Raw genomic sequence first — 25,594 nt, 5'->3', positions numbered from 1 at the left:
GGGCGCGGGGCTCACCGGATGGCCAGGTGGTCGAGGTAGGAGCGCACATTGCGGCGGGTCTCGGGGACCGAGTCGCCGCCGAACTTCTCCGCGACCGCGTCGGCGAGGACGAGCGCGACCATCGCCTCGGCGACGATGCCGGCGGCCGGCACCGCGGACACGTCGGACCGCTGGTGGTGGGCCTGCGTGGCCTCGCCGGTGACCACGTCGACGGTCCGCAGGGCGTGCGGCACGGTGGCGATGGGCTTCATCGCGGCGCGTACACGCAGCAGTTCACCGGTGGACAGGCCGCCCTCGGTGCCACCGGAACGCCCTGAGACCCGTCGGATGCCCTCGTCGGTGTTCACGATCTCGTCGTGCGCCTGCGAACCGGGCACCCGGGCCAGCTCGAAGCCGTCGCCGATCTCGACGCCCTTGATGGCCTGGATGCCCATGAGGGCACCGGCGAGGCGGGCGTCCAGCTTGCGGTCCCAGTGGACGTGCGAGCCGAGGCCCACCGGCACACCGTAGGCCAGGATCTCGACCACACCGCCGAGGGTGTCGCCGTCCTTGTGGGCCTGGTCGATCTCGGCGACCATCGCCTTCGACGCGTCCGCGTCCAGGCAGCGCACCGGGTCGGCATCGAGCTTCTCGACGTCGGCCGGCGTGGGCAGGACGCCCCGCGGGGCCTTGGCCGCGGCCAGTTCGACCACGTGCGAGACGATCTCGATGCCGGCCGTCTCCTTGAGGTACGACCGGGCCACCGCGCCCAGCGCCACCCGGGCCGCGGTCTCCCGGGCCGAGGCGCGCTCCAGGATCGGGCGGGCTTCGTCGAAACCGTACTTCTGCATGCCCGCGAGGTCGGCGTGGCCGGGGCGCGGGCGGGTCAGCGGGGCGTTGCGGGCGAGCCCGGCGAGGATCTCCGGGTCGACCGGATCGGCCGCCATGACCTGCTCCCACTTGGGCCACTCGGTGTTGCCCACCATGATCGCGACCGGTGAGCCGAGCGTGAGACCGTGCCGGACGCCACCGAGGAAGGTGACCTCGTCGCGCTCGAACTTCATCCGGGCACCGCGGCCGTAGCCGAGCCGACGCCGGGCCAGGTGGTCGGCGACCATGTCGGTGGTGATCGGCACGCCGGCGGGAAGGCCCTCCAGCGTCGCGACAAGTGCGGGACCGTGGGACTCTCCCGCGGTCAGCCAACGCAGCCTGCTCAACGATGCTCCTCAGTGCTCGCGCCCTGGTACTGCCTGCGTACGCGCGTCCTCGCGTACGGCGACGGCAACCAGGTGCGCGGCCCGGACCGCCGTCCTCGATCCTCCCACGTCCGGACGACGGGTCCGGCCCGCGGTCCATCAAGCGGACAGGTCCGTGGCCTACCCACGGGCCGCCCGCATGTGCTTGCCCACCTTGCGCATAGTGCCGACAGGCACAGGGCTTGAGCCCTCGCATCTGCTCGGTGTCCAGCCGCTACCTGTACAACTAAATTCCAGGCGCCCCTGGACGCACAGTATCCACCCCCGTTATAAATAAGACACGATATATAAACATTAAGAATAATGGCACTTATCCCCACATTTCACTACCCGACACCTCCTTGACGGCAGCATGAAGACTTTGAAAAGATCCACGACAGCACAGATTGCCCCGCATGCACGTTTAGCAGCTCCACCTTTCACAAATCCAACACAAGACGGAAGGAAGTAGAATGATGAGGAAACATTTCACACTAACCTTCGCTGGCTGCCTACTAATGGGAGTTGCAGTCACCACGGGAACGGCGCAGGCCGACTCAGCCGACTACTACGCGGACTGCCTCACTACAGGCGCATTTGGCTCCATGTCCGGGACATTCGAAGGTGGCCTTACCGAACCTGTCGACATAGCCCTTGGCGTTGACGACATGAATGCAGACGGACATCACGTGGCAGTCCGACTTATTACCAAAGACAGCAACGGAGATCGCCATAACTGGTCCTGGCATCATTGGTACGATGGGCAAGGAACGGGTTACACCTGGTACACAACAGCACGAGATTCCGACAAGGGAATCAGAGACCTAGGGGTACAGGTCGGCCGTTTCGAGGGAAGCGACCTCTTGAATTCATGCACGGAGTGGGCCTAATTCTAACGTAGCACGCGATGACCGCGGCCTGTCACCCCCTCCACTCATTGCTGAACTATAGGAATCCACGGGTTTCTAAGTTCCGATGATTGAATTCGAACCGTAATGGATCACTCATTCGATGAGTGATCCATTACGGTTCGGCCTTAACGGGCCAATGCCGCCTCGCCCACCTCTCTAAAAACCTCAACAGGTACAGCACTTCCCGTCATTCTTTCCACTTGTAGCACCGCTTGGTGAACAAGCAAATCGAGTCCCCCGAGGACAGCACCTCCATGCATCGACCAGCGTGCAGACAATGGCGTAGGCCACGGGTCGTAGAGTACGTCAAAGAGGACCCCCGGCCGGTCCGGAACGCTAGCAGCGAGCATGTCAATTGCACCAGCCGGGGTAGTGGCTATAACAAGTGGGAAGTTCAGGGATTCGGCCACGTCCGCCCAGTCAGTGACACGTACGTCTATACCGAGGCGCTCGCCCCACTGCCGCATCTCAGCAGCGCGGGCCGCGTTGCGAACATACACGACCACCTCACCGACACAGATCCGAGACAGCGCAGCAAGCGCCGAAGATGCAGTGGCTCCAGCACCGAGGATCGCTGCGCTGTCGACTTGCTCGATGCCACGTTCTTGTAGGGCAGCAACCATCCCGGGAATATCAGTGTTGTCACCGAGACGGCAGCCACCCTCGGCGAAGACGACCGTGTTAACGGCGTCAACCGAGGCGGCTGTCTCGCTGATCCTATCGAGCAGTGGGATAACGGCCCGCTTGAGCGGCATGGTCACCGACAGCCCGGCCCACTCCTCGCCCAGCTCGGCGAGGAAGCCAGGCAGGGCGTCCTCGTCGAGCTCGAACCGGTCGTACGTCCAGTCAGTGAGCCCCAGTTGCGCGTAGGCGGCGCGATGCAGTAAGGGGGAGAGGGAGTGGGCGATGGGCTTGCCAATAACGGCGGCCCGTCGAGCGTCAGTTACCCGTGCTTTCATTGAATTTATCCTTGAGCTTCTGGAATTCTTCGTGAGTCTTGGCGAATTCTGTCTTGCTGACGCCATCGGTCGCCACGAAGTAATACCAACCCTGCTTCGTCGGATTCAAGGTCGCCTTGAGCGCGACTTCACCCGGGTTGTCGATCGGGCCCGGAGGTAGACCCTTGTTGGTGTACGTATTGTACGGGTCCTTGTTGGTGTTGATCTCCTTCTCGGAGATGTCGATGTTGCTCTCGTTCTTCACGTAGTTGAAGGTCGAGTCGAACTGGAGGAAGCCGTAGGTCTCGGGATTCACGAGATCGAGGCGGTTGTAGACTACCTCCGCCATCTTGCGGTAGTCGTCCTCGGTCTTGCCTTCGGCCTGAACCAGGCTAGCGACCGTGACCAGCTCCAACGGGCTGTCCAGCTCGAGGGCCTTGGCCTTGGCCTCCAGGTGGTAGCTGTCGTACTTCTGGGCGGCGGCGGTCACCATCGCCTTGAGCACCGTTTCCGGTTTCATACCCTTGGCCGCCGGATATGTGCCAGGCCAGAGGAAGCCCTCCAGCGGGTCCTTGATCTTGCTACTGTCGTTCGCCCAGTCAGGAAGCCCGAGAGTCTTGTACTTCTCTCCGGCGATTTTCCCGGTGGTACCGGACTTCAGATCGAGTTTCTCGTCGATTCTTTGGTAGACGGCAATATTGCGCAGCCCCGGGGCAACCAACACGTTGTTCTGGCTCTTCGGGTCGAGCATCATCGCGACGGCGCTCTCGCCGGACATCTCCGTCTTCAGCAGATAGGCGCCTGCCTGAATCGTTTTTCCCTTGGAGTTCTGCGACTGGGCGGCGACGAACGCGTCGACACTCTTGACGACACCCGCCTCCTTCAGCCGCCGGCCGATCTCATAGCCGCCCGCGCCCTTCGGGATCTCGACGCTCACCGTCTTACTGGTGCCGTCACCCGCGTAGTCCGGCGCCGAGCCGAAACGATTTTGGTAGAACTGGTACCCGAAGTAGGAGACCCCGCCGAGTCCGCCGCCGAACACCAGCACTACCACCAGGCAGGCGCAGCCGCTGCGGCGTTTCTTGCCTTTGCCGTCCTTGCCCTTCCGCTCGCCCCGGCCGCGGCGACTGTCGGCCTCGTCGTCGGGCTCCTCGTCGTCATCGCCACCGCCGCCCGCGAAGAAGGCGTGCTCGCCCTGGTCGGGTCCGGGGTCCCAGTCGGGTTTCGGCTCCGGCTCGGGCTGCCTGCGACTGGGCGGCTCGGGCGGCGGATACGCGTCCGGCGTGCCGTAGTAGTCGGGCTGCTCGCCCCCGTACGAGGCGGCCTGCTGACCGTAGGGATCGGAGGGGTCCGTGTACTGGACGTGTGTGCCGGAACCCCAGGCTCCGTTGTCGTAGGGCTGCTGCTGGGGCCGGCCGCTGTTGTCGTACGGCTGCTGGGTGTGACCCGCGTAGTTCTGCTGCTGCCCCTGGACGCCGTACTGCTGTTCGTACTGCTGCTGGTCGTACTGCTGCTGGGCATACTGCTGTTGGTCGTACTGCTGCTGGTCGTACTGGGGATACTGCTGCTGCGCCTGACCGTAGGCGTTCTGCCCGCCGTCGCCCCACTCGCCGTACTGCTGCTGGGGCTGCTGCTGGTCCGAATAATGCTGCGGCTGGCCGCCGTAGGACTGCTGGCCCGACTGGGCCTGCTGTCCCTCCCATCCACCGTCCCCGAACAACGGGTCCTCGGGATGCCACGGTTCGGAGCCGTGACCCCGGCCATACTCAGTCATCGATCCCCTAGAGCCGACGGACGGCGCGGCACGCGGCTGGTGGGCCGGATTCCGTTTCGCCTCTTGCTGTGCGGTGGCTGTTCGAAAACCATCGCATCGCGCGGAACGTTACCGTATCGCGATCAGATGACCACTTCGACGCCTTCGCCGGGTGCTTTACCTGACACCCGTTCGGATTCAAGTGCTTGCTGCAAAATAATCACAGCGGCGGCCTGATCGATGACGGAGCGTCCCTTTTTGGCCTTCACTCCGGAGGCACGCAGCCCTTGACTGGCCGTCACCGTGGTCATCCGCTCGTCGACCAGTCGGACCGGGATCGGCGCGATGCCCTTGGCCAGTTCGTGGGTGAAGGTGCGGACCTTGACCGCGGCCGGTCCCTCGCCGCCCTTGAGGGAGCGGGGCAGACCGACGACGACCTCGATCGGCTCGTACTCCTCGACGAGTTCCCGCAGCCGACGATGGGCCGCGGGGATGTCCCGTCCGGGGACCGTCTCCACCGGAGTGGCGAGGATCCCGTCGGGGTCGCACGAGGCGACCCCGATACGGGCGTCCCCGACGTCGATCGCGAGCCGACGTCCTCTTCTCATCGTCGGACCGCTTCTACTTGGCCGTCTCGGCGACGAGTCGTTCGACGGCGTCGATCGCCTCGCCGACCGCGGCCGGGTTCTGGCCGCCGCCCTGGGCGACGTCCGGCTTGCCGCCGCCACCGCCACCGAGGGTCTTGGCGGCCGCGCGGACCAGTTCGCCGGCCTTGAGACCGCGGTCACGGGCGCCGTCGTTGGTCGCGATGACCGTGAGCGGCTTGCCGTTGTTGACCGTGAAGAGCGCGACCACGGCGGCCCGGCCGCCCTGGATGCGACCGCGCACGTCGAGGACCAGCCGGCGCAGGTCGTCCGGGGTCGTGCCGTCCGGGACCTGCCCGGTCACGACCGCGACACCCTGCACGTCCTTGGCCGACTCGACGAGGCCGGCGGCGGCCTGCAGCACCTTCTCGGCGCGGAACTTCTCGATCTCCTTCTCGGCGTCCTTCAGCTTGCCGAGCATCGCGGAGACCTTCTCCGGCAGCTCCTCCGGACGACCCTTGATCAGCTCCTGGAGCTGCGCGACGACCGTGTGCTCGCGCGCGAGGAAGTTGTAGGCGTCGACACCGACGAGGGCTTCGATACGGCGGACACCAGAGCCGATCGACGACTCGCCGAGCAGCTTCACCAGGCCGAGCTGGGCGGTGTTGTGCACGTGCGTGCCGCCGCACAGCTCCTTGGAGAAGTCGCCGATGGTCACGACGCGGACGCGCTCGCCGTACTTCTCGCCGAACTCGGCGATGGCGCCTTCCTTCTTGGCCTGGTCGATGCCCATGACCTCGGCGCGCACGTCGAGATCGCGGGCGAGCACCTCGTTGATCTTCTGCTCGACGTCGGTCATCACGGCCGTCGGAACGGCGGAGGGCGAACCGAAGTCGAAGCGGAAGCGGCCGGGCTGGTTCTCGGAACCGGCCTGCGCGGCCGTCGGGCCCAGCGCGTCGCGCAGCGCCTGGTGGGTGAGGTGGGTGGCCGAGTGGGCGCGGGCGATGGCCGTGCGCCGGCGGCCGTCGATCGAGGCGAGCGCCTTGGCGCCGACGGTGACCTCGCCGACCTGGACGACGCCCTTGTGGACGTAGACGCCCGGGACCGGCTTCTGGGTGTCGCGGATCTCGATGACGGCACCGGTGTCGACCTTGATGCGGCCGGTGTCGCCGATCTGGCCGCCGCCCTCGGCGTAGAAGGGGGTGCGGTCGAGGACGATCTCGACCTCGTCGCCCTCGGTGGCGGCCGGCGAGGAGACGCCGTCGACCAGGATGCCGACGACCGTGGTCTCGCTCTCGGTCTCGGTGTAACCGATGAAGTCGGTGGCCCCCGAGGCGTCGGCGATCGCCCGGTACGCGCCAGTGCCGGCGTGGCCGGTCTTCTTGGCCTGGGAGTCGGCCTTGGCGCGCTCCCGCTGCTCCTTCATCAGACGGCGGAAGCCGTCCTCGTCCACCGAGAGGCCCTGTTCGGCGGCCATTTCGAGGGTGAGGTCGATCGGGAAGCCCCAGGTGTCGTGGAGCAGAAACGCCTTGTCGCCGGCGAGGACGGTGCCGCCGCCGGACTTGGTCTCGCTGACGGCGGTGTCGAGGATGTTGGTGCCGGCCTTCAGCGTCTTGAGGAAGGCGTTCTCCTCGGCGACGGCGACCTTCTCGATGCGCTCGCGGTCGGTGACCAGCTCCGGGTACTGCTGGCCCATCATCCCGATGACGGTGTCGATCAGGTCGAGGACGACCGGGCCGGTGGCGCCCAGCAGGCGCATGTTGCGGATGGCGCGGCGCATGATGCGGCGCAGCACATAGCCGCGACCCTCGTTGCCGGGGCTCACGCCGTCGCCGATGAGCATCACGGACGTCCGCATGTGGTCGGTGACCACGCGCAGGGAGACGTCGGAGTCGTGCGCGGCGCCGTACTCGACGCCGGTCAGCTCGGTGGCCTTCTTGATGACCGCCATGGAGGTGTCGATCTCGTACATGTTCTGCACGCCCTGCAGAATCATCGCGAGACGCTCCAGGCCGAGGCCCGTGTCGATGTTCTTGCTGGGGAGTTCCCCGAGGATCTCGAAGTTGTCCTTGCCGATGCCCTCGCCGCGCTCGTACTGCATGAAGACGAGGTTCCAGATCTCCACGTACCGCTCGTCGTTGACGGCGGGACCGCCCTCGGCGCCGAACTCGGGGCCGCGGTCGTAGTTGATCTCGGAGCACGGGCCGCAGGGTCCGGGGACGCCCATGGACCAGTAGTTGTCCTTCATGCCCAGGCGCTGGATGCGCTCCTTGGGCACACCGATGACGTCGTGCCAGATGCGCTCGGCCTCGTCGTCGTCCTTGTAGACGGTGATCCAGAGCTTCTCCGGCTCCAGGCCGTAACCACCCTTGTCCTGAGGGCTGGTGAGCAGCTCCCAGGCGTACTTGATGGCGCCTTCCTTGAAGTAGTCGCCGAAGGAGAAGTTGCCGCACATCTGGAAGAAGGTGCCGTGGCGGGTGGTCTTGCCGACCTCTTCGATGTCGGGCGTGCGCACGCACTTCTGCACGCTGGTCGCACGCGCCCACGGCGGCTTGACCTCACCGAGGAAATACGGCTTGAAGGGGACCATGCCGGCGGGGACCAGGAGCAGAGTCGGGTCGTCCGCGATGAGCGACGCCGAAGGGACGACGGTGTGGCCGCGCTCCTCGTAGAAGCTCAGCCAGCGGCGGCGGATCTCTGCCGACTCCATCAGTGGTCCTCATTCCGGTTGTACGGGTTCTTCGTCGACGAGGTGTTCGTCGGCGAGGACGTCGGGGCTTCGATGTACTTGGTGGCGCTGCGGTTCTCGATCGCCGCGTAGCGCCGGGGCGCGGGGAGTTCGGGGGACGCGTTGATGCCCAGCGCCTCGCCCAGCTCTTCCTCCCGCCGGGCCATGTTGTCGCGGACGTCGAGCGCGAAGCCGACCGCCCGGTCCTTGAGCCGGTGACCCGCGTCGAGCGCCTTGTTGGCCGCGGCGGCGGCCAGGTTCTCGGGGGTCAGCTGCTTCAGCTTGCGGTTGACCTTGGTGGTGGCCCAGACACCGGCGGCGACGCCGGTCGAGAACCAGAAGGTACGACGGAACATCGCTGGTCTCAGTCCCTCTTTCCGCGGAGGTCTCGCTTGCCCCGCCGCGTGCCCGGGACCGTGCGGCCCACGATCACGGTACGCCTGGACGCCTTGGCGGGCGCGGGCACGTCGTCCCGGCGGGCGCCGAGGGCGCGGCGGACGCCGTAGCCGAAGGCCGCGACCTTGACCAGGGGGCCGCCGAAGGTGGAGGCGACGGTGGTGGACAGCGCCGACGCGTTCGACGTGACCTCCTGGACGTCGGTGGCGATCGCGTCGACCCGGTCGATCTGCGTCTGCGCGGAGCGCACCGCCGCGGAGGCGTCGGCCAGCAGCGGGACCGCCTGATCGGTCACGTCCGCCACCAGCTTGGTCGTCGCCCTGAGCGTCTGGGCCAACCTCACCAGCGCTACGGCGAGGAAGGAGACCAGGATCGCCCAGAAGACGGCCACCAGGATCCCGGCCACCTCTCCACCGGACACCGCGTGCACCCGCTCCCTGAAACGTGCCTGAACATCGAGAAAGTCGTGACCGAGCCTATCGCGCCGGGGATGCCGCTCTGTACCGGATTCCGGGCCGCGAGGGCAAGAGTTGCGGGAAGCGATTGTACGGAGTGATTACGGTTCAGTACGCTCCGTGTCCCATGCGAGGTTCTCAGCCAGGCGGTACCCCTGTGACCGGCAATCTCCCCCTGGAGCTCGACGCCTTCGTCGGCCGCACGGCCGAACTCACCGCACTGGCGCGGTCTCTGGACGGCGCGCGGCTGGTCACCGTGACCGGGGCCGGCGGGGTCGGCAAGTCGCGGCTCGCGGTGCGGGCGGCCTCTCGGCGCGCGCCACGGGACGGGGTGTGGCGCGTCGAGCTGGCGCAGGTGAGCGATCCGGACTTCGTCGACTACGCCGTCGTGGACGCCCTCGGCCTCACCGACCACACGACCAGGCCCCCGCGCGAGACGCTGCTCGCGCATCTCGCCGAGCGTCAACTCCTGCTGGTCCTGGACGGGTTCGAGCATCTGGTGGACGTCTGTGCCGGCCTGGTGGGCGAGCTGCTGCGCGAGGTGCCCGGGCTCCGGGTGCTCGCGGCGGGCCGCAGGCCGCTGGCCGTGGCGGGCGAGCGGGTCTTCCCGCTGGCGCCGCTGGACGAGCGCGAGGCGGTGGAGCTGTTCCTGCGCCGGGCCGCGCAGCAGGGGCTGGAGACGGCGGACGGGCCGGAGGTACGGGAGCTGTGCCGGCGCCTGGACGGCATCCCGCTGGCGATCGAGCTGGCCGCGGGACGGCTGCGGGCACTGCCTCCCGAGGAGCTGCTGGCCCGGCTCGACGACCGGTTCCGCCTGCTGACCGGCGGTGGCCGCGACGCGCTGCCGCGCCATCAGACGCTGCGGACGGCGATCGGCTGGAGCCATGAACTGTGCACGCCCGAACAGCGGTTGCTGTGGGCACGGCTCGCGGTCTTCGCCGGGCAGTTCGACCTGGAGGCCGTCGAGTACGTGTGCGGCGGACACGGCCTGGTCGCCGACGGCGTCCTCGACGTGCTCTCAGAACTGCTCGCGCAGTCGGTCATCGTGCGCGAGGACACGCCCTCGGGTCTGCGCTACCGCATGCTCGACACCGTCCGGGCCTACGGCGCCGACTGGCTGGAGGCGACCGGGGACGCGGCCCGGCTGCGGCGCCGGCACCGCGACTGGTATCTGGGCCTGGCCACCTGGTGCGAACTGGACTGGTTCTCACCGCGCCAGGCGGAGGTCGCCGTGCGCGTGGAGGCGGAGCTGCCGAATCTGCGCAGCGCCCTCGAACACTGCCTCACCGAGCCGGAGGAGGCGCACCTGGGCCAGTACCTCGCGGCCTCGCTCTGGTTCTACTGGGCCGGCTGCGGCCGTCTCTCGGAGGGCCGGCACTGGCTGGAGCAGGTCGTACGGCTGGACTCCGGCCACGAGGACTCCCGCCTCAAGGCCCTGTGGGTGCTCGGCTACGTGGCGATCCTCCAGGGCGACCGGGTGCCCGCTCTGGCAGCCCTCCAGGAGTGCCGCGAGGAGGCGGAACTCTCCGCCAGTCCTACGGCGGTGGCGTACGCGGAACACCGCACGGGCTGTCTGGCCCTGGTGACCGACGACATGCCCCGCGCGGAGAAGCTGCTGCGCTCGGCGCTCGACCGCTACCAGGAGATCGGCGAGCTGAACAGCAGTGTCCTGATGGGCCAGGTCGAGCTGGCCATGTCGCTGGCGTTCCAGGGCGATCTGGCCGGCGCGGTGGGCCTGTGCGAGGACGTGCGCCGGGTCTGCGAGGACCACGGCGAGCGCTGGACCCGCGCCTACGCGCTGTACGTCCTGGCGTACGCGGCCTGGGCCGACGGCGACCTGATCCGCGCCCGCGCCCTGCTCACCGACTGCCTCGGCAGCGCGCACGCCTTCCACGACCTGCTCGGCTCGGTGCTCGCGGTCGAACTGCTCGCCCTGGTCACGGCGGTGCAGGGCGACGCGGCCGAGGCCGCGGTGCTGCAAGGGGCGGCCGGCCGGATGTGGCGCTCGGTGGGCCTGCCGCTGTTCGGCTCGGCGTACTACAACGCCCCGCACGAACTGTGCGAGGCGAAGGCCCGCGAGGGCCTGGGCGACGCACGGTACGAGGAGTGCGTACGGGAAGGGGCTCGGCTGGTGCGGGAGGCGGCGGTGTCCCGGGCGCTGGAGCGGCCGCTGGACGGGCTGCCCGCGCCCCGGGGGCCGGTGCTGCGGGCCCCGGCGGGGGTGCAGACGCACGAACCCGCCGCCTCCCGCGCCCACAAGGGCGGGGAGACGGCGGGCTGAGGTGGTGCTACCGCCTGCCGGTGATCAGCGGGCGTAGTACTCGACGACGAGCTGCTCGTCGCAGATGACCGGAACTTCCTTGCGGTTCGGCTCGCGGTCCAGGCGGAAGGCCAGGGCGCGGAGGTTCACCTGGAGGTAGCGGGGGGTCTCGCCGTCGGGGGCGAAGCCACCCTCACGCGCGACCTGGAACAGGGTCTTCTCGCGGCTGCGCTCGCGGACCATCACGACGTCGTCGGGACGGACACGGAACGACGGCTTGTCGACCTTGCCACCGTTGACCTCGATGTGGCCGTGCACGACCATCTGACGGGCCTGGTAGATGGTGCGGGCGATGCCCGAACGCAGGACCAGGGCGTCGAGACGGCGCTCGAGCTCGACGATCAGGGCCTCACCGGTCTTGCCCTGCACCTTGGAGGCACGCTCGTAGGCACGGACCAGCTGACGCTCGGAGAGGTCGTACTGCGCGCGCAGACGCTGCTTCTCCAGCAGACGGACCTTGTAGTCCGAGTTCTGCTTGCGGCCACGGCCGTGCTCACCCGGCGGGTAGGGGCGGGCCTCGAAGTACTTGACGGCCTTCGGGGTCAGCGCGATGCCGAGGGCACGCGACTTCTTGACCTTGGGGCGGGACTGATTCGCCACTGTCTCTCATTTCTTGTGTTCGGCTTGTCAGAGTCGTGGGAGGTCGCATCCGCAGCCGGGGAAACCCGCCTCGTCCTGACGGACGGAGTGGGCAGCCGCTCCCCTGATCTGGGCACTCTGTGCAGCACGCGAGTGGCCCACCGACCGGTCCCATCCTGCGACGAGTGGTGGTGGGCTGCCCGCGACACCGTTCAACGGTGCGCGACGCTCCTGGAGCCGGTCCACGAGGGACCGGGTCTCCGGCCGGTTGTCCCGCTCTGACTGCGCGGAACTCGGCACTTCGAGGGATTCTACAGGGTGCTCAGGACCGCTTTCGACCCAGGTGCTTGCGGGTCCACTCCACCGCGTCCGCGTACCGCGCCTCCGCGCCGTGCCGGGTCGGGGTGTAGTACTCGCGGTCCTTGAGCTCCTCCGGTGCGTACTGCTGCTCGGCGATGCCCTCCGGCAGGTCGTGCGGGTAGACGTACCCCTGCGCGTGCCCGAGCTTGGCCGCGCCCTTGTAGTGCCCGTCCCGCAGATGCATCGGCACCGGTCCCGCGTGCCCCTTGCGTACGTCGTCCAGGGCGGCGCCGATCGCTGTCGTCGCCGCGTTGGACTTGGGGGCCAGAGCCAGCGCGATGGTGGCGTGGCTGAGGGTCAGCGCGGCCTCCGGGAAGCCGATCATCGCGACGGCCTGGGCGGCGGCCACCGCTGTCGGCAGGGCGTTGGCGTCGGCCAGGCCGATGTCCTCGCTCGCCGAGATCATCAGGCGGCGGGCGATGAAGCGGGGGTCCTCGCCGGCCTCGATCATGCGGGCCAGGTAGTGCAGGGCCGCGTCGACGTCCGAGCCGCGGATGGACTTGATCAGGGCGCTGGCGACGTCGTAGTGCTGGTCGCCGTCGCGGTCGTACTTCACCGCGGCCCGGTCGACGACCTCCTCCAGCGTCTGCAGGGCGACCTCCGCCTCGCCCTTGTCGAGGGCGGCCCCGGCGGCTGCCTCCAACGCGGTCAGGGCGCGGCGGGCGTCGCCGCCCGCGATGCGCAGGAGGTGCTCCTCGGTGTCCTCGGGGAGGGTGACGGCGCCCTTGAGGCCGCGCTCGTCGGTCAGCGCGCGGCGGAGCAGGGCGCGCAGGTCGTCGTCCGTGAGGGGTTCGAGGGTCAGCAGCAGGGAGCGGGAGAGCAGGGGGGAGATGATCGAGAAGTACGGGTTCTCCGTGGTCGCCGCGATCAGGGTCACCCAGCGGTTCTCGACGGCGGGGAGCAGGGAGTCCTGCTGGGCCTTGCTGAAACGGTGGATCTCGTCCAGGAAGAGGACGGTCTCCTTGCCGTAGCCGCCGGTGGCGCGGCGGGCGCCCTCGATGACCGCGCGGACCTCCTTGACGCCCGCGGTGATCGCCGACAGCTCGACGAAGCGTTTGTTGGTGGCCTTCGAGACGACGTACGCCAGAGTCGTCTTGCCCGTGCCCGGCGGTCCCCACAGGATCACGGACGACGCCCCGGCCGGGCCGCCGGCGCCCTCGCCGACCAGTCGGCGCAGGGGCGAGCCCGGCTTCAGCAGGTGCTGCTGGCCCACCACCTCGTCGAGGGTGCGCGGGCGCATCCGAACGGCCAGGGGGCTGCCGGTCGGGTCCTTCTCCTGGCGTTCTTCTGCTGCTGCGGTGAACAGGTCGGGCTCCACGCTGAAACCCTAGTTCACCGCACTGACAGTCGGGTCCGGGCCGTCGGACGGTCCGTACCCGTCCCCGTCAGCTGGTCCAGAAGTCCCACCAGCGGGTCAGGATCAGCATGCCGATGATGCCGATGTGCAGGACGGGCAGGACCCAGGTGAACTCGCCGAAGAACGACTTCAGCCAGCCCGGGCTCGGCAGGAAGCCCTTGCGGACGTTGAACGAGGTCACGTACCAGAACATGATGATCGTGGCGACCCAGGCCAGCGAGCACCACAGGCACAGCGCGTTGATCCGGTACAGGGACTGGAACTGCAGCCAGGTGCAGAAGCCCACACCGAAGAGCGTGCCGAAGTTGAAGGTCAGCCAGTACCAGCGCGGGTAGCGGGCCCGGGCGAGCAGGCTCATGCCGACGCAGATGACGATGCCGTAGCAGACCAGGCCGAGCATCGGGTTCGGGAAGCCGAAGGCCTCCGCCTGCTTGCTCTCCATGACGCTGCCGCAGGAGACGACCGGGTTCAGGCTGCAGCCGGGGGTGAAGGACGTGCCCGCCACCTTGGCTTCCAGCAGCTTGAACTTGTCGACCGTGATGACCCACGCGGCGAGCAGACCGGCCGCGCCGGTGATGATCAGCAGCAGGGCGAGGGCACGGCTGCCGCCCTCCGTGCGCGGTCCCGCCGAGGCGCTTTCCTCGGAAGGCTCGGGCTCGGTGGAGACGTCTTTGACTGTCGTCTTGCTCATCACGCCGATTCCATCTGCTTGAGAGTTGGACCTTCTTCAGGCAGGTGCCATTGTGCCGCACGGAGGCCTCTGTCCACCGTTCGGTGGACATAAGGAGGTACGCACGGTCGTCCCTGAGCGTTCGATTCCGGACGACGCTGTACGGCATGACAGCACACGCGGACGAACTCGCCGTGGACGTTCGAGGCCTGCGCAAGCGGTACGGGGACGTGATCGCGGTCGACGGCATCGATCTCGGCATCCGGCGCGGCGAGGTGTTCGGCCTGCTGGGACCCAACGGCGCCGGCAAGAGCACCACCGTGGAGATCCTCCAGGGCAACCGCGCGCGGGACGCGGGCGAGGTGTCCGTGCTGGGCGCGGACCCGGCGAGCGGCACGCGCGCGTGGCGATCGCGTGTCGGAATCGTCTGGCAGGACGAATCCGCGCCCGCCGAGTTGACGGTCCGCGAGACCGTGCGGCACTTCGCCCACTACTACCCGAGGCCGCGCGACCCGGAGGAGGTCATCGGACTGGTCGGCCTGGAGGCCAAGGCGGGCGCCCGGATCAAGGCCCTCTCCGGCGGACAGCGCCGCCGCCTCGACGTGGCTCTGGGGGTGATCGGCGACCCCGAGCTGCTGCTCCTGGACGAGCCGACCACCGGATTCGACCCGGCGGCCCGGCGGCAGTTCTGGGACCTGATCCGCAAGCTGTCCGGCGAGGGCACCACCATCCTTCTCACGACGCACTACCTGGAGGAGGCGGAGGCCCTCGCCGACCGGCTCGCGGTGATCGCCGAGGGCCGGGTCGTCGCCGAGGGCGAGCCGGCCACCCTGCGGGAGCACTACGGCACCGGCGCGACCGTCGGCTGGATCGAGCCCGACGGCACCGCGCGCAGCGAGCACACGGACACCCCCACCAGGACGGTCGCCGCGCTCACGCACCGCTTCGACGGCGAGATCCCGGGCCTCACGGTGGCCCGCCCCACGCTGGAGGACGTCTACCTCCGGCTGACCGGACAGGAGGACGGACGATGACCACGACAGCCGTACGGACCCGGACCGACGCGCCCGCCGGACGCCTGCCCGGAACGTGGGGACTGGGGATCAGGCGAGGCGGGCTGGAGATCAGACAGTTCTTCCGGCAGCGCGACCAAGTGGTGTTCACGTTCGCGTTCCCGGTGGTGTTCCTGTTCCTGTTCGCGTCGATCTTCCACGACGACGTGCGCGGATCGGGCGTCACCGCCTCGCAGTTGTACGTCCCCGCGATGATGGCCTCCGGGATCATGTCCACGAGTTTCCAGTCGCTGGGCATCTCGATCGCCGTCGAACGGGACGAGAAGGTGCTGCGTCGGCTGCGCGGGACGCCGATGCCACCGGCCTCGTACTTCCTGGGCAAGATCTGGCTGGTTCTGTTCACCGGGATCCTGGAGACGGCCGTCCTGCTTCTGGTCGGCACCACCCTGTACGACGTCGACCTGCCGTCGGACGCGACCAGGTGGCTCGACTTCGGCTGGATCTTCGTGCTCGGTCTGACGGGGTGCGCGCTGCTGGGCATCGCGATCAGCTCGGTGCCGAAGTCGGCCAAGAGCGCCAGCTCCGTGGTCGTACTCCCCTTCCTGGTCCTGCAGTTCATCTCCGGGGTGTACATCTCCATCGACACCATCCCGGACTGGATGCTGAACGTCGGCGCCCTGTTCCCGCTGAAGTGGCTGTGCCAGGGGCTGCGGGGCGTCTTCCTGCCCGACTCGGCACAGGTCCTGGAGCAGGCCGGGAGCTGGGAGTTCGGGCGGATCGCGCTGGTGCTCGCGGCCTGGTGCGTCGGAGGATTGGTGCTGTGTCTGCTGACCTTCCGCTGGAAGACCCGGCGCGACGGATGACCGGCCCGGGCGTGGCCCGCGACGAGCACGCCTGGGACCGGACGATCCGGCTCTGGGACGCGTACTTCGCGGTCGCCTGGGCGGCCACCCTCGCCTTCGTGCTCGCCGCGGCGCATCCGGCCCTGCCCGTCCGCGCGGTCGCGGCGGCGCTGCTCGTGCCGCTGGTGCCCTGGTACGCCCTGGTGGGGCGCCGGTTGCTCCAGGAGGATCCGCCCGACCAGCGGCAGGCGCTGCGCTATCTCGCCGGGGCGATCGCGCTGTTCCTGCCGTCGGCGGTCCTGGTCGGGGAGACGCGCCTGATGGCGTTCGCGCTCGTCCCGCAGTGCTTCATGACGTTGCGGATGCGCTGGACGCTGGTGGCCGTGACGCTCATCAACCTGGCGCCGGTGGCGGGTTGGGCACTGCTGTGGCACCCCGGCATCGAGGACCTGTTCGCCAACTCCCTGTTCGCCGTGGTCACCTTCGTCTTCTCGGTGGTGGTCGGCAGCTGGATCGTCCGGATCATCGAACAGAGCTGGGAGCGGGCCGAGTTGATAGCCGAGCTGGACGCGAGCCGCCACGAGGTCTCCCGACTCTCGGCGGCGCACGGCGCGTTGGCGGAGCGCGAACGCATGGCCCGCGAGATCCACGACACGCTCGCGCAGGGCTTCACCAGCCTGCTGATGCTGATCCAGGCCGTGGAGGCGGAACTGGACCACGACGCCCCGCAGGCCCGCCGCCATCTCGCCCTGATGGACGAGACGGCCCGCCAGAACCTCGCCGAAGCCCGCGCCCTGGTGGCCGGCGGCGCACCGGCCGACCTCGCCGGCGCGTCCCTCCCCGACGCACTGCGCCGCCTCGCGGCCCGCCACGAGGCGACGCTCGAAGTGACCGGTCCGGTCCGCGCGTTGCCCGCCGCCCCCGAGGTGGTGGCCCTGCGTTCCTGCCAGGAGGCACTGGCGAACGCCCGCAAGCACGCGGGGAGTTCGGCGGAAGTGGGTGTAGCACTGACCTACGCGGAGGACACGGTGACGGTGTCCGTCCGGGACGACGGCTGCGGTTTCGACGCGGGCGTGCCGTGCGGGGGCTACGGCCTGGCCGGGTTGCGGGCGAGGGCGACGGAGGTGGGCGGGAGGGCCCGGATCCGCAGTTCGCCTGGTGACGGCACGACGGTGACGGTGGTCCTGCCGGTTGCTCTTCCGAGGAGCACTCCATGACGATCCGGATCATCCTGGCCGACGACCATCCCGTGGTACGGGAGGGTCTGCGCGCGATGCTCAGCGCCGAGCCGGACCTCGAAGTCGTCGCCGACGCGGCGAGCGGTCCGCAGGCGGAGGCGTTGGCGGCCGAACTGCGGCCCGACATCGTGCTGATGGATCTGCGGATGCCCGGTGGTGGGGGCGTGGACTCGATCGTGCGGATGAGTGAGACGGGGTTGTCGTGCCGGGTGATCGTGCTGACGACGTACGAGACGGACCGCGACATTCTGCGGGCGGTGGAGGCCGGGGCGGCGGGTTATCTGCTCAAGGACATGCCGCGGGCTCAGTTGGCGGAGGCGGTTCGCGCTGCGGCGCGCGGGGAGACGGTGTTGGCGCCGTCCGTGGCCGCGCGGTTGGTGGACCGGTTGCGGGTGCGGCCGGAGCGGCCACGGTTGTCCGAGCGGGAGGTTGCGGTGCTGCGGTTGGTGGCGGAGGGGTGTACCAACGCGGAGATCGGGCGGCGGTTGTTCATCGGGGAGTCGACGGTGAAGACCCATCTGCTGCGGGCCTTCGGGAAACTGGGGGTCGATGACCGGACGGCGGCGGTTACGTGTGCGATGCGGTACGGCTTGCTGGACTGAGTTCCTTCGCCCCCGCCGCCCCTACCCGTCCCATCCTGGGGCTCCGCCCCAGACCCCGCTCCTCAAACGCCGGAGGGGCTGGATTGAGCGGACCGGCGCTTGAAGGCCACGGTCCGCACCACTCAGCCCGTCCGGCGTTTGAGGACGAGGCCGTTCAGGCCGAAGCGGGGGTCTGGGGGCGGCAGCCCCCAGAAGGATGGGACGGGTAGGGGCGGCGGGGGCGAAAGAGGCAGGTCCTAGCCCAGCCTCGACTCCAGTTCGGCCACGATCTCGTTCACTCCGATCGCCGTCTGCTCCCCGGACTCCATGTCCTTCAGCTGCACCACGCCCTCGGCGAGGTCGCGTTCGCCGGCGACAACAGTGAAGCGCGCGCCACTGCGATTCGCGTTCTTCATCGCGCCCTTGAGGCCCTTGTGCCCGTAGGAGAAGTCCGCCGCGATCCCGACCTTCCGCAACTCCGTGACCTTGGCGAACAGCAGCCGACGAGCCTCGTCGCCCAGCGGCACCGCGAACACACTGGTCGTGGAAGGGAGTTCGAGCTCCACGCCCTCCGCCTCCAGGGCCAGGACCGTGCGGTCGACGCCCAACGCCCAGCCCACGGACGGCAACGCCGGGCCACCGATCATCTCCGACAGTCCGTCGTAGCGGCCACCACCGCCCACCGCCGACTGCGAGCCCAGCCCGTCGTGGACGAACTCGAAGGTCGTACGCGTGTAGTAGTCGAGGCCACGCACCAGCCGGGGGTCGTCCTCGAAGCTCACGCCCGCCGCCGTGATCAGCTCGCGGACCTCCTCGTGGTACGCCTTGCAGGCGTCGCACAGGTAGTCGCGCAGCAGCGGCGCGTCCGTCAACTGCTTCTGGACGTCGGGCCGTTTGTCGTCCAGGACGCGCAGGGGGTTGATGTCCGCGCGGCGGAGGGTCTCCTCGTCGAGGTCGAGGCCCCGGAGGAAGGTCTGCAGCGCCTCCCGGTACACCGGACGGCACTCCTTGTCGCCCAGGCTGTTGAGGAGGATGCGGAACTCACGCAGCCCCAGCGAGCGGTACGCCTGGTCGGCCAGGATGATCAACTCGGCGTCCAGCGCCGGGTCCTCCGCACCGATCGCCTCCGCACCGACCTGCGAGAAGTGGCGGTAACGGCCCTTCTGGGGACGCTCGTAGCGGTAGTACGAGCCCGAGTACCAGAGCTTGACGGGGAGGTTGCCCAGCTTGTGCAGGTTGGCCTCAAGTGCGGCGCGCAGTACGGAGGCGGTGCCTTCGGGGCGCAGGGCGAGCTTGTCGCCGCCCTTGGTCTCGAAGGCGTACATCTCCTTGGTCACGATGTCGGTGGACTCGCCGACACCGCGCGCGAAGAGTTCGACCTTCTCGAAGCCGGGGGTCTCGATGTAGCCGTAGCCGGAGTTGCGCAGGGGCGCGGCGATCGCCTCACGGACGGCCAGGTACTTGGCGCTGTCCGGCGGGATCAGGTCGTACGTGCCCTTGGGGGCCTGAAAGGTGCTCACGGGAGGTCTCTCGTCACATTCCTCGTCGGGGAGCGTCCGCGCTCCCGAGGCCGGCGGCCACCTGCCGCAGATACGGGTTGGTGGCGCGCTCCTGGCCGATGGTCGTGTATTCGTTGTGACCGGGCAGCACCACGGTGGCGTCGTCGAGCGGCAGGACCACGCGGGCCAGCGATTCGAGCATGTCGTCCATGGAGCCACCGGGAAAGTCGGTGCGTCCGATGGAGCCGGCGAACAGCAGGTCGCCCGAGAAGAAGACCGGCGGGATGTCCGCCGACTCGGGCATACCGAAGGTCACCGACCCCTTCGTATGGCCGGGCGCGTGCGTGACGGACAGCTCAAGGCCCGCCAGTTCCAGCTTCGCGCCGTCGGTCAGCTCCTTGACGTCGTCCGGCTCCCCCACTGTCAGCTCGCCCATGAGTGGCATGCCGATGGTGCGGCCGAGCGCCTTCTCGGGGTCGGCCATCATGTAGCGGTCCTCGGGGTGGATCCAGGCGGGTACGCCGTGCGCGCCGCACACCGGGACGACCGAGGCCACGTGGTCGATGTGGCCGTGGGTCAGGACGACGGCGACGGGCTTGAGCCGATGCTTCTTGAGCGTCTCCTCGACTCCCGCGGTGGCCTGGTGGCCCGGGTCGATGATCACGCACTCCTCACCGGCGGCGGGGGCGACGAGATAACAGTTCGTCCCCCAGGCCCCGGCGGGGAACCCGGCAATGAGCACGATCGTCCTTCGTTGTGTCGATACGGGTGCGCTCGGAAGAGGCGGCACCTGCCGTCAGAGCCTACCGGCGCTGCCGAATCCTCAGCGAACCCATATACGGTACGGGACACACGCAGGCGGTCGGCACAACAAGACGCACGCGTCCCAGTAGACGTACGAGACGCATGAGGAGAAAACCCCGTGGTCACCCAGGAACAGCGGAAGCGGCAGCTAGCCCGGGAGAAGTTCTTGCGGCAGCAGCAGCGGCGCACGGCCTCGCGGCGCAAGGCGCGCATGCGCAACTCGGTGATCGCGTCGGTGCTCGGCGTGATCCTGATCGGCAGCGTCGCCCTCTACACGACCGGAGTCCTGAAGGACGACGACAACAAGGCCAACGCGAGTTCGGAGACGACTCCCAGTGCCGCGGCGTCCAGCAAGGCACCGGCGGATCCGTGCGAGAAGCCGGCCGCGGGCTCGGTGAAGAAGCTGAGCTGGAAGAAGGAGCCGGCCCTCACCATCGACAAGTCGGCGAAGTACACGATGAACCTCGCGACGACGTGCGGTGACATAGGCATCGCGCTGAAGACGTCGGCGGCCCCGCACACGGTGAATTCCTTCGACTTCCTCGCAGGCAAGGGCTTCTTCGACCACACGAAGTGCCACCGGCTCACCACCAACGGCATCTACGTGCTGCAGTGCGGCGACCCGACGGCGGCCGGCAGCGGCGGTCCCGGATACACCATTCCGGACGAGAACCTGAAGGACAAATCGCTCAAGGGCGGCATCTACCCCGCGGGCACCGTGGCGATGGCCAACACCGGTCAGAAGCACACCGGCGGCAGCCAGTTCTTCCTGGTCTACCAGGACAGTCAGCTGCCGGCGAGCTACACGCCCTTCGGCACGATCTCCGACTCCGGGATGAAGGTCCTGAAGAAGATCGCCGCCGCCGGAGAGAACACCGGAGCGGGTGACGGAGCCCCGAACGCTACCGTTGTGATCAACAAGGCGACGGTCACGAAATCCTGATCGCGTCCTGATCCCATCCCGACCGCATCCCGCCCCGAGGTGCGAAACTTCGGTCGCGCGGGATGCGGACAGGCAACCCGCCGGTCGCCTATGTTGGCCGTGACGAAACTGTGGACGATGCCCGGGGGCGCTGACGCCCCACGCAGGCATCATGTGGAGGAGGCGCTGTGAGCAGCGACCCGTGGGGCCGCGTCGACGAGACGGGGACCGTGTACGTGCGTACGGCCGACGGCGAGCAGGTCGTCGGTTCCTGGCAGGCGGGCTCCCCTGAGGAGGCGCTGGCCTACTTCGAGCGCAAGTACGAGGGCTTGGTTGTCGAGATCGGCCTCCTCGAGAAGCGAGTGAAGACCACCGACCTGTCCGCCAAGGATGCTCAGGCCGCCATCGACCACATCCGCGAGCAGGTGGACGCCCACCATGCGGTGGGCGACCTGGCCGCGCTGCGGGTGCGGCTCGACAAGCTCGTAGAAACTGTCGAGTCGCGTCGTGAGGAGCGCAAGCAGCAGCGGGCGAAGCAGTCGGACGAGGCGCGCAACTCCAAGGAGGCGCTGGTCGCCGAGGCGGAGCAGCTCGCGCAGTCCGACCAGTGGCGGGCCGCCGGTGAGCGGCTGCGCGCGCTGGTGGACACCTGGAAGGGGCTCCCCCGCCTCGACCGCAAGTCGGACGACGAGCTGTGGCACCGCTTCTCGCACGCCCGGTCGGCCTTCTCCAAGCGCCGCAAGGCGCACTTCGCGTCGCTCGACGCGCAGCGCGAGGAGGCCCGCAAGACCAAGGAGCGGCTGGTCGGCGAGGCCGAGGGGCTGTCCGGTTCCACGGACTGGGGTCCCACGGCCGCGCGCTACCGCGAGCTGATGTCCGAGTGGAAGGCCGCGGGGCGTGCCCAGCGCGAGCACGAGGACGATCTGTGGAACCGCTTCCGCGGTGCCCAGGACGTCTTCTTCGCCGCCCGCAGCTCGGTCTTCGCCGAGCGGGACGCCGAGCAGACGGAGAACCTGAAGCTCAAGGAGGAGCTGGCCGAGGAGGCCGAGAAGATCCTCCCGATCACGGACCTCCGCGCGGCGCGCGCCGCCTTCCGCTCGCTCAACGAGCGCTGGGAGGCCATCGGCCATGTCCCGCGCGACGCGCGGCCGAAGGTCGAGGGCCGGATGCACGCCGTCGAGCGGGCGATCCAGGAGTCCGAGGAGGCCGAGTGGCGCCGGACGAACCCGGAGGCACGCGCGCGTGCCGCGGGTCTGACCGGCCAGCTCCAGGCGGCCGTGGACAAGCTCCGCGGCCAGATCGAGCAGGCACGCGCCCAGGGCAACAACTCCAAGGCCGAGAAGCTGGAGCGCGAGCTGGAGGGCCGCCAGGCCCTGCTGGACCAGGCGCTGAAGGGCCTGCAGGAGTTCGGCGGCTGACGGCTGACGCACCTCCCGCGCACTGGCCTCGCGCACAAGGGCCTCGCGCACAACGAAAGGGCTCCCGTACGTGACCGTACGGGAGCCCTTTCGTGTTGCCTGCGTACCTGCGCTACGACCTGCTGCGCGCCGACGTCACCCGGTAGACGTCGTAGACGCCCTCCACTCCCCGGACCGCCTTCAGGACGTGCCCCAGGTGCTTGGGGTCGCCCATCTCGAAGGTGAAGCGGGAGGTGGCGACGCGGTCGCGGGAGGTCTGGACGGCCGCGGAGAGGATGTTGACGTGCTGGTCGGACAGGACGCGGGTGACGTCCGACAGGAGCCGGGAGCGGTCCAGGGCCTCGACCTGGATGGCGACCAGGAAGACCGAGGACTGGGTGGGCGCCCACTCGACCTCGAGAATGCGTTCGGGCTCGCGGGACAGTGACTCCACGTTGACGCAGTCGCTGCGGTGAACCGATACGCCACTACCCCGCGTGACGAAACCGATGATGGGGTCGCCGGGTACCGGGGTACAACAGCGGGCCAGCTTGACCCACACGTCCTCGACGCCCTTGACGATGACGCCCGGGTCGGCGTTGGAACGGCGTTTGCGGCTGCGGCTCCTGGTCGGCGGGACCGACTCGTCGATCTCCTCGGTCGCGGCCTCCTCGCCGCCGAGCGCGGAGACGAGCTTCTGCACGACGTTCTGCGCCGAGACATGGCCCTCGCCGATCGCCGCGTACAGCGCGGAGATGTCCGGGTAGCGCATCTCGTGCGCCAGCGTGACCAGGGAGTCGCCGGTCAGGATGCGCTGGATCGGCAGGTTCTGCTTGCGCATGGCGCGGACGATGGCGTCCTTGCCCTGCTCGATCGCTTCGTCGCGGCGCTCCTTGGAGAACCAGGCGCGGATCTTGTTGCGGGCACGCGGTGACTTGACGAAGCCGAGCCAGTCGCGGGACGGCCCCGCCCCGGCCGCCTTGGAGGTGAAGACCTCCACCAAGTCGCCGTTGTCCAGGGTGGATTCGAGGGGTACGAGTCTTCCGTTGACCCGTGCTCCTATGGTCCGGTGGCCGACCTCCGTGTGGACCGCGTACGAGAAGTCCACCGGGGTGGAACCGGCGGGCAGCGCTATCACGTCGCCCTTCGGCGTGAAGACGAAGACCTCGTTGCGGGACAGGTCGAAGCGCAGGGACTCCAGGAACTCCCCCGGGTCCTCGGTCTCCTTCTGCCAGTCGAGCAACTGGCGCAGCCACGCCATGTCGTTGAGGTGGTCCTCCTTGCCGGTGCTCTTGGGCGCGTCCGAACGCACCTTGGAGGCACCGGCGACGGCCTCCTGCTTGTACTTCCAGTGCGCGGCGATGCCGTACTCGGCCCGGCGGTGCATGTCGAAGGTGCGGATCTGGAGCTCGACAGGCTTGCCGTTGGGGCCGATCACCGTCGTGTGCAGCGACTGGTACATGTTGAACTTGGGCATCGCGATGTAGTCCTTGAACCGGCCGGGGACCGGGTTCCATCGCGCGTGCACGGTGCCGAGGGCGGCGTAGCAGTCGCGGACCGTGTCCACGAGGACGCGGATGCCCACCAGGTCGTAGATCTCCGCGAAGTCGCGACCGCGGACGATCATCTTCTGGTAGACGCTGTAGTAGTGCTTCGGCCGGCCCGTGACGGTCGCCTTGATGCGTGCGGCGCGCAGATCCTGCTGCACCTCGTCGGTCACTATGGCCAGGTACTCGTCACGCTTCGGCGCCCGCTCGGCCACGAGCCGCACGATCTCGTCGTACATCTTGGGGTAGAGGATCGCGAAGGCGAGGTCCTCCAGTTCCCACTTGATGGTGTTCATGCCCAGGCGATGGGCGAGCGGCGCGTAGATCTCCAGCGTCTCGCGCGCCTTCTTCTCCTGCTTCTCGCGCTTGAGATAGCGCATGGTGCGCATGTTGTGCAGCCGGTCGGCGAGCTTGATGACCAGGACGCGCGGGTCCTTGGCCATGGCGACGACCATCTTGCGTACGGTCTCGGCCTGCGCGGCCTCGCCGAACTTGACCTTGTCCAGCTTGGTGACGCCGTCGACGAGCAGGGCCACGGAGTCGCCGAAGTCGCGGCGGAGCTGGTCGAGGCCGTACTCGGTGTCCTCGACGGTGTCGTGCAGCAGCCCGGCCATGAGGGTCGCCGGATCCATGCCCAGCTCGGCGAGGATCGTGGTCACGGCGAGCGGGTGCGTGATGTACGGGTCGCCGCTCTTGCGCTTCTGCCCGCGGTGCCAGCGCTCGGCGACCTGATAGGCCTTCTCGATCTGCCGCAGCGTCGCGGTCTCGATCTTCGGGTCGTTGCTGCGCACTATCCGCAGCAGCGGTTCCAGGACCGGGTTGTACGGGTTGGAGCGCTGCACTCCGAGACGGGCGAGGCGGGCGCGGACGCGGTTGGAGGAGCCGCCGGAACGGGCGGGCTGGCCGGTGTTCGGGCGGACCGCGGGCTCGGCCGACGGCGTCGCCCCGGCCGGGGTGGGCTCGGGTGCGGGGGGCGGCTTGGGGCGCGACTGCTCGGCCGACTTGTCCACGGGGCCGGACTGGGCGTGCTCGACCGTCCCGCGGGAGTCGTTCTTCGCGTGCGGCTCCGTCGGCGCAGGCTTGGCCGCGGCTGCCGAGGCGGACTCGGGCTTGGCGGCGGTCAGGTGTTGGGCCTCGTCTGGCAAGAGGACTCCTCGTGCGCGATCCGGGTCCCCCGGTCAGGCTCCGGAGACCCCATGGTAGCGATCCTGCGCCCCAGGATCGCCTTCAGCCCGATGTGAGGGCCGTCTACCCCTGAAACACGAGGGGCTCCCGCCGGATTCCGGAGGGGTGGCTTCGGGGTGATCGAGTGGTGTCCTGGGGGTGACCGCGGGGGCCTGCGGCGGCTTGGGCGCGCACCCCATCGGACGGAGTCATCGCGTCGGCGCGGTCGTCCGCACGCCTCGGGTTGCGCCCACCAGGCAACCGTTGCCGGGGGCGCCCGAAGGCCGGGCCCACTGGGGCTCCTGCCCGGAGCGGGGTGCTC

Annotated in this window: 20 protein-coding genes; 7 read left to right on the top strand and 13 right to left on the bottom strand. The window is 68.8% G+C overall.

Features of this window, described 5'->3' with window-relative positions:
* Nucleotides 1-11: 11 nt before the first annotated feature.
* The 7 genes from aroC to ACIQI8_RS40135 form a co-directional block, all read right to left on the bottom strand.
* Nucleotides 12-1,196 carry a chorismate synthase gene (aroC, locus tag ACIQI8_RS40165; protein WP_402362452.1) on the bottom strand — a complete coding sequence of 395 codons (1,185 nt, stop codon included), beginning with the start codon at nucleotides 1,194-1,196 and terminating at the stop codon, nucleotides 12-14.
* Between the two features lie 1,054 nt (nucleotides 1,197-2,250).
* The gene (locus tag ACIQI8_RS40160; protein ID WP_402362449.1) at nucleotides 2,251-3,084 is read right to left on the bottom strand and encodes a shikimate dehydrogenase; all 834 of its coding nucleotides are present in this window, start codon (nucleotides 3,082-3,084) and stop codon (nucleotides 2,251-2,253) included.
* Nucleotides 3,065-4,837 carry an endolytic transglycosylase MltG gene (mltG, locus tag ACIQI8_RS40155; protein ID WP_402362446.1) on the bottom strand — a complete coding sequence of 591 codons (1,773 nt, stop codon included), beginning with the start codon at nucleotides 4,835-4,837 and terminating at the stop codon, nucleotides 3,065-3,067. The genes ACIQI8_RS40160 and mltG overlap by 20 nt, the downstream gene beginning before the upstream one ends.
* A gap of 122 nt (nucleotides 4,838-4,959) precedes the next feature.
* Complete coding sequence (gene ruvX, locus ACIQI8_RS40150; RefSeq protein WP_402362443.1) at nucleotides 4,960-5,424, bottom strand: Holliday junction resolvase RuvX; 465 nt, start codon at nucleotides 5,422-5,424, stop codon at nucleotides 4,960-4,962.
* A 13-nt stretch (nucleotides 5,425-5,437) separates the two neighbouring features.
* Nucleotides 5,438-8,110 (bottom strand): alanine--tRNA ligase, encoded by a 2,673-nt coding sequence (alaS, locus tag ACIQI8_RS40145; protein WP_402362440.1) that lies wholly within the window; start codon nucleotides 8,108-8,110, stop codon nucleotides 5,438-5,440.
* Nucleotides 8,110-8,484: a hypothetical protein gene (locus ACIQI8_RS40140; protein ID WP_402362437.1), complete on the bottom strand. Its 375-nt coding sequence runs from the start codon at nucleotides 8,482-8,484 to the stop codon at nucleotides 8,110-8,112. Before ACIQI8_RS40140 ends, alaS begins: the two co-directional genes overlap by 1 nt.
* 8 nt (nucleotides 8,485-8,492) lie before the next feature.
* On the bottom strand, nucleotides 8,493-8,954 hold the full coding sequence (locus ACIQI8_RS40135) for a DUF948 domain-containing protein (RefSeq protein WP_402362435.1): 462 nt from the start codon (nucleotides 8,952-8,954) through the stop codon (nucleotides 8,493-8,495).
* Nucleotides 8,955-9,106: 152 nt separating this feature from the next.
* Here ACIQI8_RS40135 and ACIQI8_RS40130 point away from each other — a divergent pair, with 152 nt between their 5' ends.
* Nucleotides 9,107-11,260: an ATP-binding protein gene (locus ACIQI8_RS40130; RefSeq protein WP_402362432.1), complete on the top strand. Its 2,154-nt coding sequence runs from the start codon at nucleotides 9,107-9,109 to the stop codon at nucleotides 11,258-11,260.
* Between the two features lie 24 nt (nucleotides 11,261-11,284).
* Here ACIQI8_RS40130 and rpsD read toward each other — a convergent pair whose 3' ends face one another.
* The 3 genes from rpsD to ACIQI8_RS40115 form a co-directional block, all read right to left on the bottom strand.
* A complete protein-coding gene (gene rpsD / locus ACIQI8_RS40125; RefSeq protein ID WP_124002842.1) occupies nucleotides 11,285-11,899 on the bottom strand; it encodes a 30S ribosomal protein S4 in 615 nt (204 codons plus the stop codon).
* Nucleotides 11,900-12,200: 301 nt separating this feature from the next.
* Nucleotides 12,201-13,556, bottom strand: a complete 1,356-nt coding sequence (locus ACIQI8_RS40120) for a replication-associated recombination protein A (RefSeq protein WP_402362429.1) — start codon at nucleotides 13,554-13,556, stop codon at nucleotides 12,201-12,203.
* Between the two features lie 67 nt (nucleotides 13,557-13,623).
* Complete coding sequence (locus tag ACIQI8_RS40115) at nucleotides 13,624-14,286, bottom strand: vitamin K epoxide reductase family protein (protein ID WP_402362426.1); 663 nt, start codon at nucleotides 14,284-14,286, stop codon at nucleotides 13,624-13,626.
* A gap of 146 nt (nucleotides 14,287-14,432) precedes the next feature.
* On the opposite strand from ACIQI8_RS40115, the gene ACIQI8_RS40110 reads away from it, so the two are divergent.
* Genes ACIQI8_RS40110 through ACIQI8_RS40095 form a run of 4 tightly spaced genes read left to right on the top strand, consistent with a single transcriptional unit; the run spans nucleotide 14,433 to nucleotide 17,960 of the window.
* On the top strand, nucleotides 14,433-15,299 hold the full coding sequence (locus tag ACIQI8_RS40110; RefSeq protein ID WP_402362423.1) for an ABC transporter ATP-binding protein: 867 nt from the start codon (nucleotides 14,433-14,435) through the stop codon (nucleotides 15,297-15,299).
* Nucleotides 15,296-16,141, top strand: a complete 846-nt coding sequence (locus ACIQI8_RS40105; protein WP_402362420.1) for an ABC transporter permease — start codon at nucleotides 15,296-15,298, stop codon at nucleotides 16,139-16,141. Before ACIQI8_RS40110 ends, ACIQI8_RS40105 begins: the two co-directional genes overlap by 4 nt.
* Complete coding sequence (locus tag ACIQI8_RS40100; protein WP_402362800.1) at nucleotides 16,138-17,337, top strand: sensor histidine kinase; 1,200 nt, start codon at nucleotides 16,138-16,140, stop codon at nucleotides 17,335-17,337. Before ACIQI8_RS40105 ends, ACIQI8_RS40100 begins: the two co-directional genes overlap by 4 nt.
* A complete protein-coding gene (locus tag ACIQI8_RS40095; RefSeq protein WP_402362418.1) occupies nucleotides 17,334-17,960 on the top strand; it encodes a response regulator in 627 nt (208 codons plus the stop codon). The genes ACIQI8_RS40100 and ACIQI8_RS40095 overlap by 4 nt, the downstream gene beginning before the upstream one ends.
* Before the next feature lie 236 nt (nucleotides 17,961-18,196).
* On the opposite strand, the gene hisS is transcribed toward ACIQI8_RS40095, so the two are convergent.
* Both hisS and ACIQI8_RS40085 read right to left on the bottom strand, forming a co-directional pair.
* Nucleotides 18,197-19,459, bottom strand: coding sequence for a histidine--tRNA ligase (gene hisS, locus ACIQI8_RS40090; protein WP_402362415.1), 1,263 nt, complete (start codon nucleotides 19,457-19,459; stop codon nucleotides 18,197-18,199).
* 13 nt (nucleotides 19,460-19,472) lie between these two features.
* On the bottom strand, nucleotides 19,473-20,180 hold the full coding sequence (locus ACIQI8_RS40085; RefSeq protein ID WP_402362412.1) for an MBL fold metallo-hydrolase: 708 nt from the start codon (nucleotides 20,178-20,180) through the stop codon (nucleotides 19,473-19,475).
* Between the two features lie 180 nt (nucleotides 20,181-20,360).
* Here ACIQI8_RS40085 and ACIQI8_RS40080 point away from each other — a divergent pair, with 180 nt between their 5' ends.
* The gene (locus ACIQI8_RS40080; protein WP_402362409.1) at nucleotides 20,361-21,185 is read left to right on the top strand and encodes a peptidylprolyl isomerase; all 825 of its coding nucleotides are present in this window, start codon (nucleotides 20,361-20,363) and stop codon (nucleotides 21,183-21,185) included.
* 167 nt (nucleotides 21,186-21,352) lie between these two features.
* Nucleotides 21,353-22,582 (top strand): DUF349 domain-containing protein, encoded by a 1,230-nt coding sequence (locus ACIQI8_RS40075; RefSeq protein ID WP_402362406.1) that lies wholly within the window; start codon nucleotides 21,353-21,355, stop codon nucleotides 22,580-22,582.
* A 112-nt stretch (nucleotides 22,583-22,694) separates the two neighbouring features.
* Here ACIQI8_RS40075 and ACIQI8_RS40070 read toward each other — a convergent pair whose 3' ends face one another.
* Complete coding sequence (locus ACIQI8_RS40070; protein WP_402362404.1) at nucleotides 22,695-25,253, bottom strand: RelA/SpoT family protein; 2,559 nt, start codon at nucleotides 25,251-25,253, stop codon at nucleotides 22,695-22,697.
* Nucleotides 25,254-25,594: the final 341 nt, after the last annotated feature.

It is taken from the genome of Streptomyces sp. NPDC092369, from assembly GCF_044755245.1.
GTDB lineage: Bacteria > Actinomycetota > Actinomycetes > Streptomycetales > Streptomycetaceae > Streptomyces.
The sequence above is the reverse complement of the archived record's forward strand: the minus strand, read 5'-3'. Positions and strand labels throughout refer to the sequence as shown.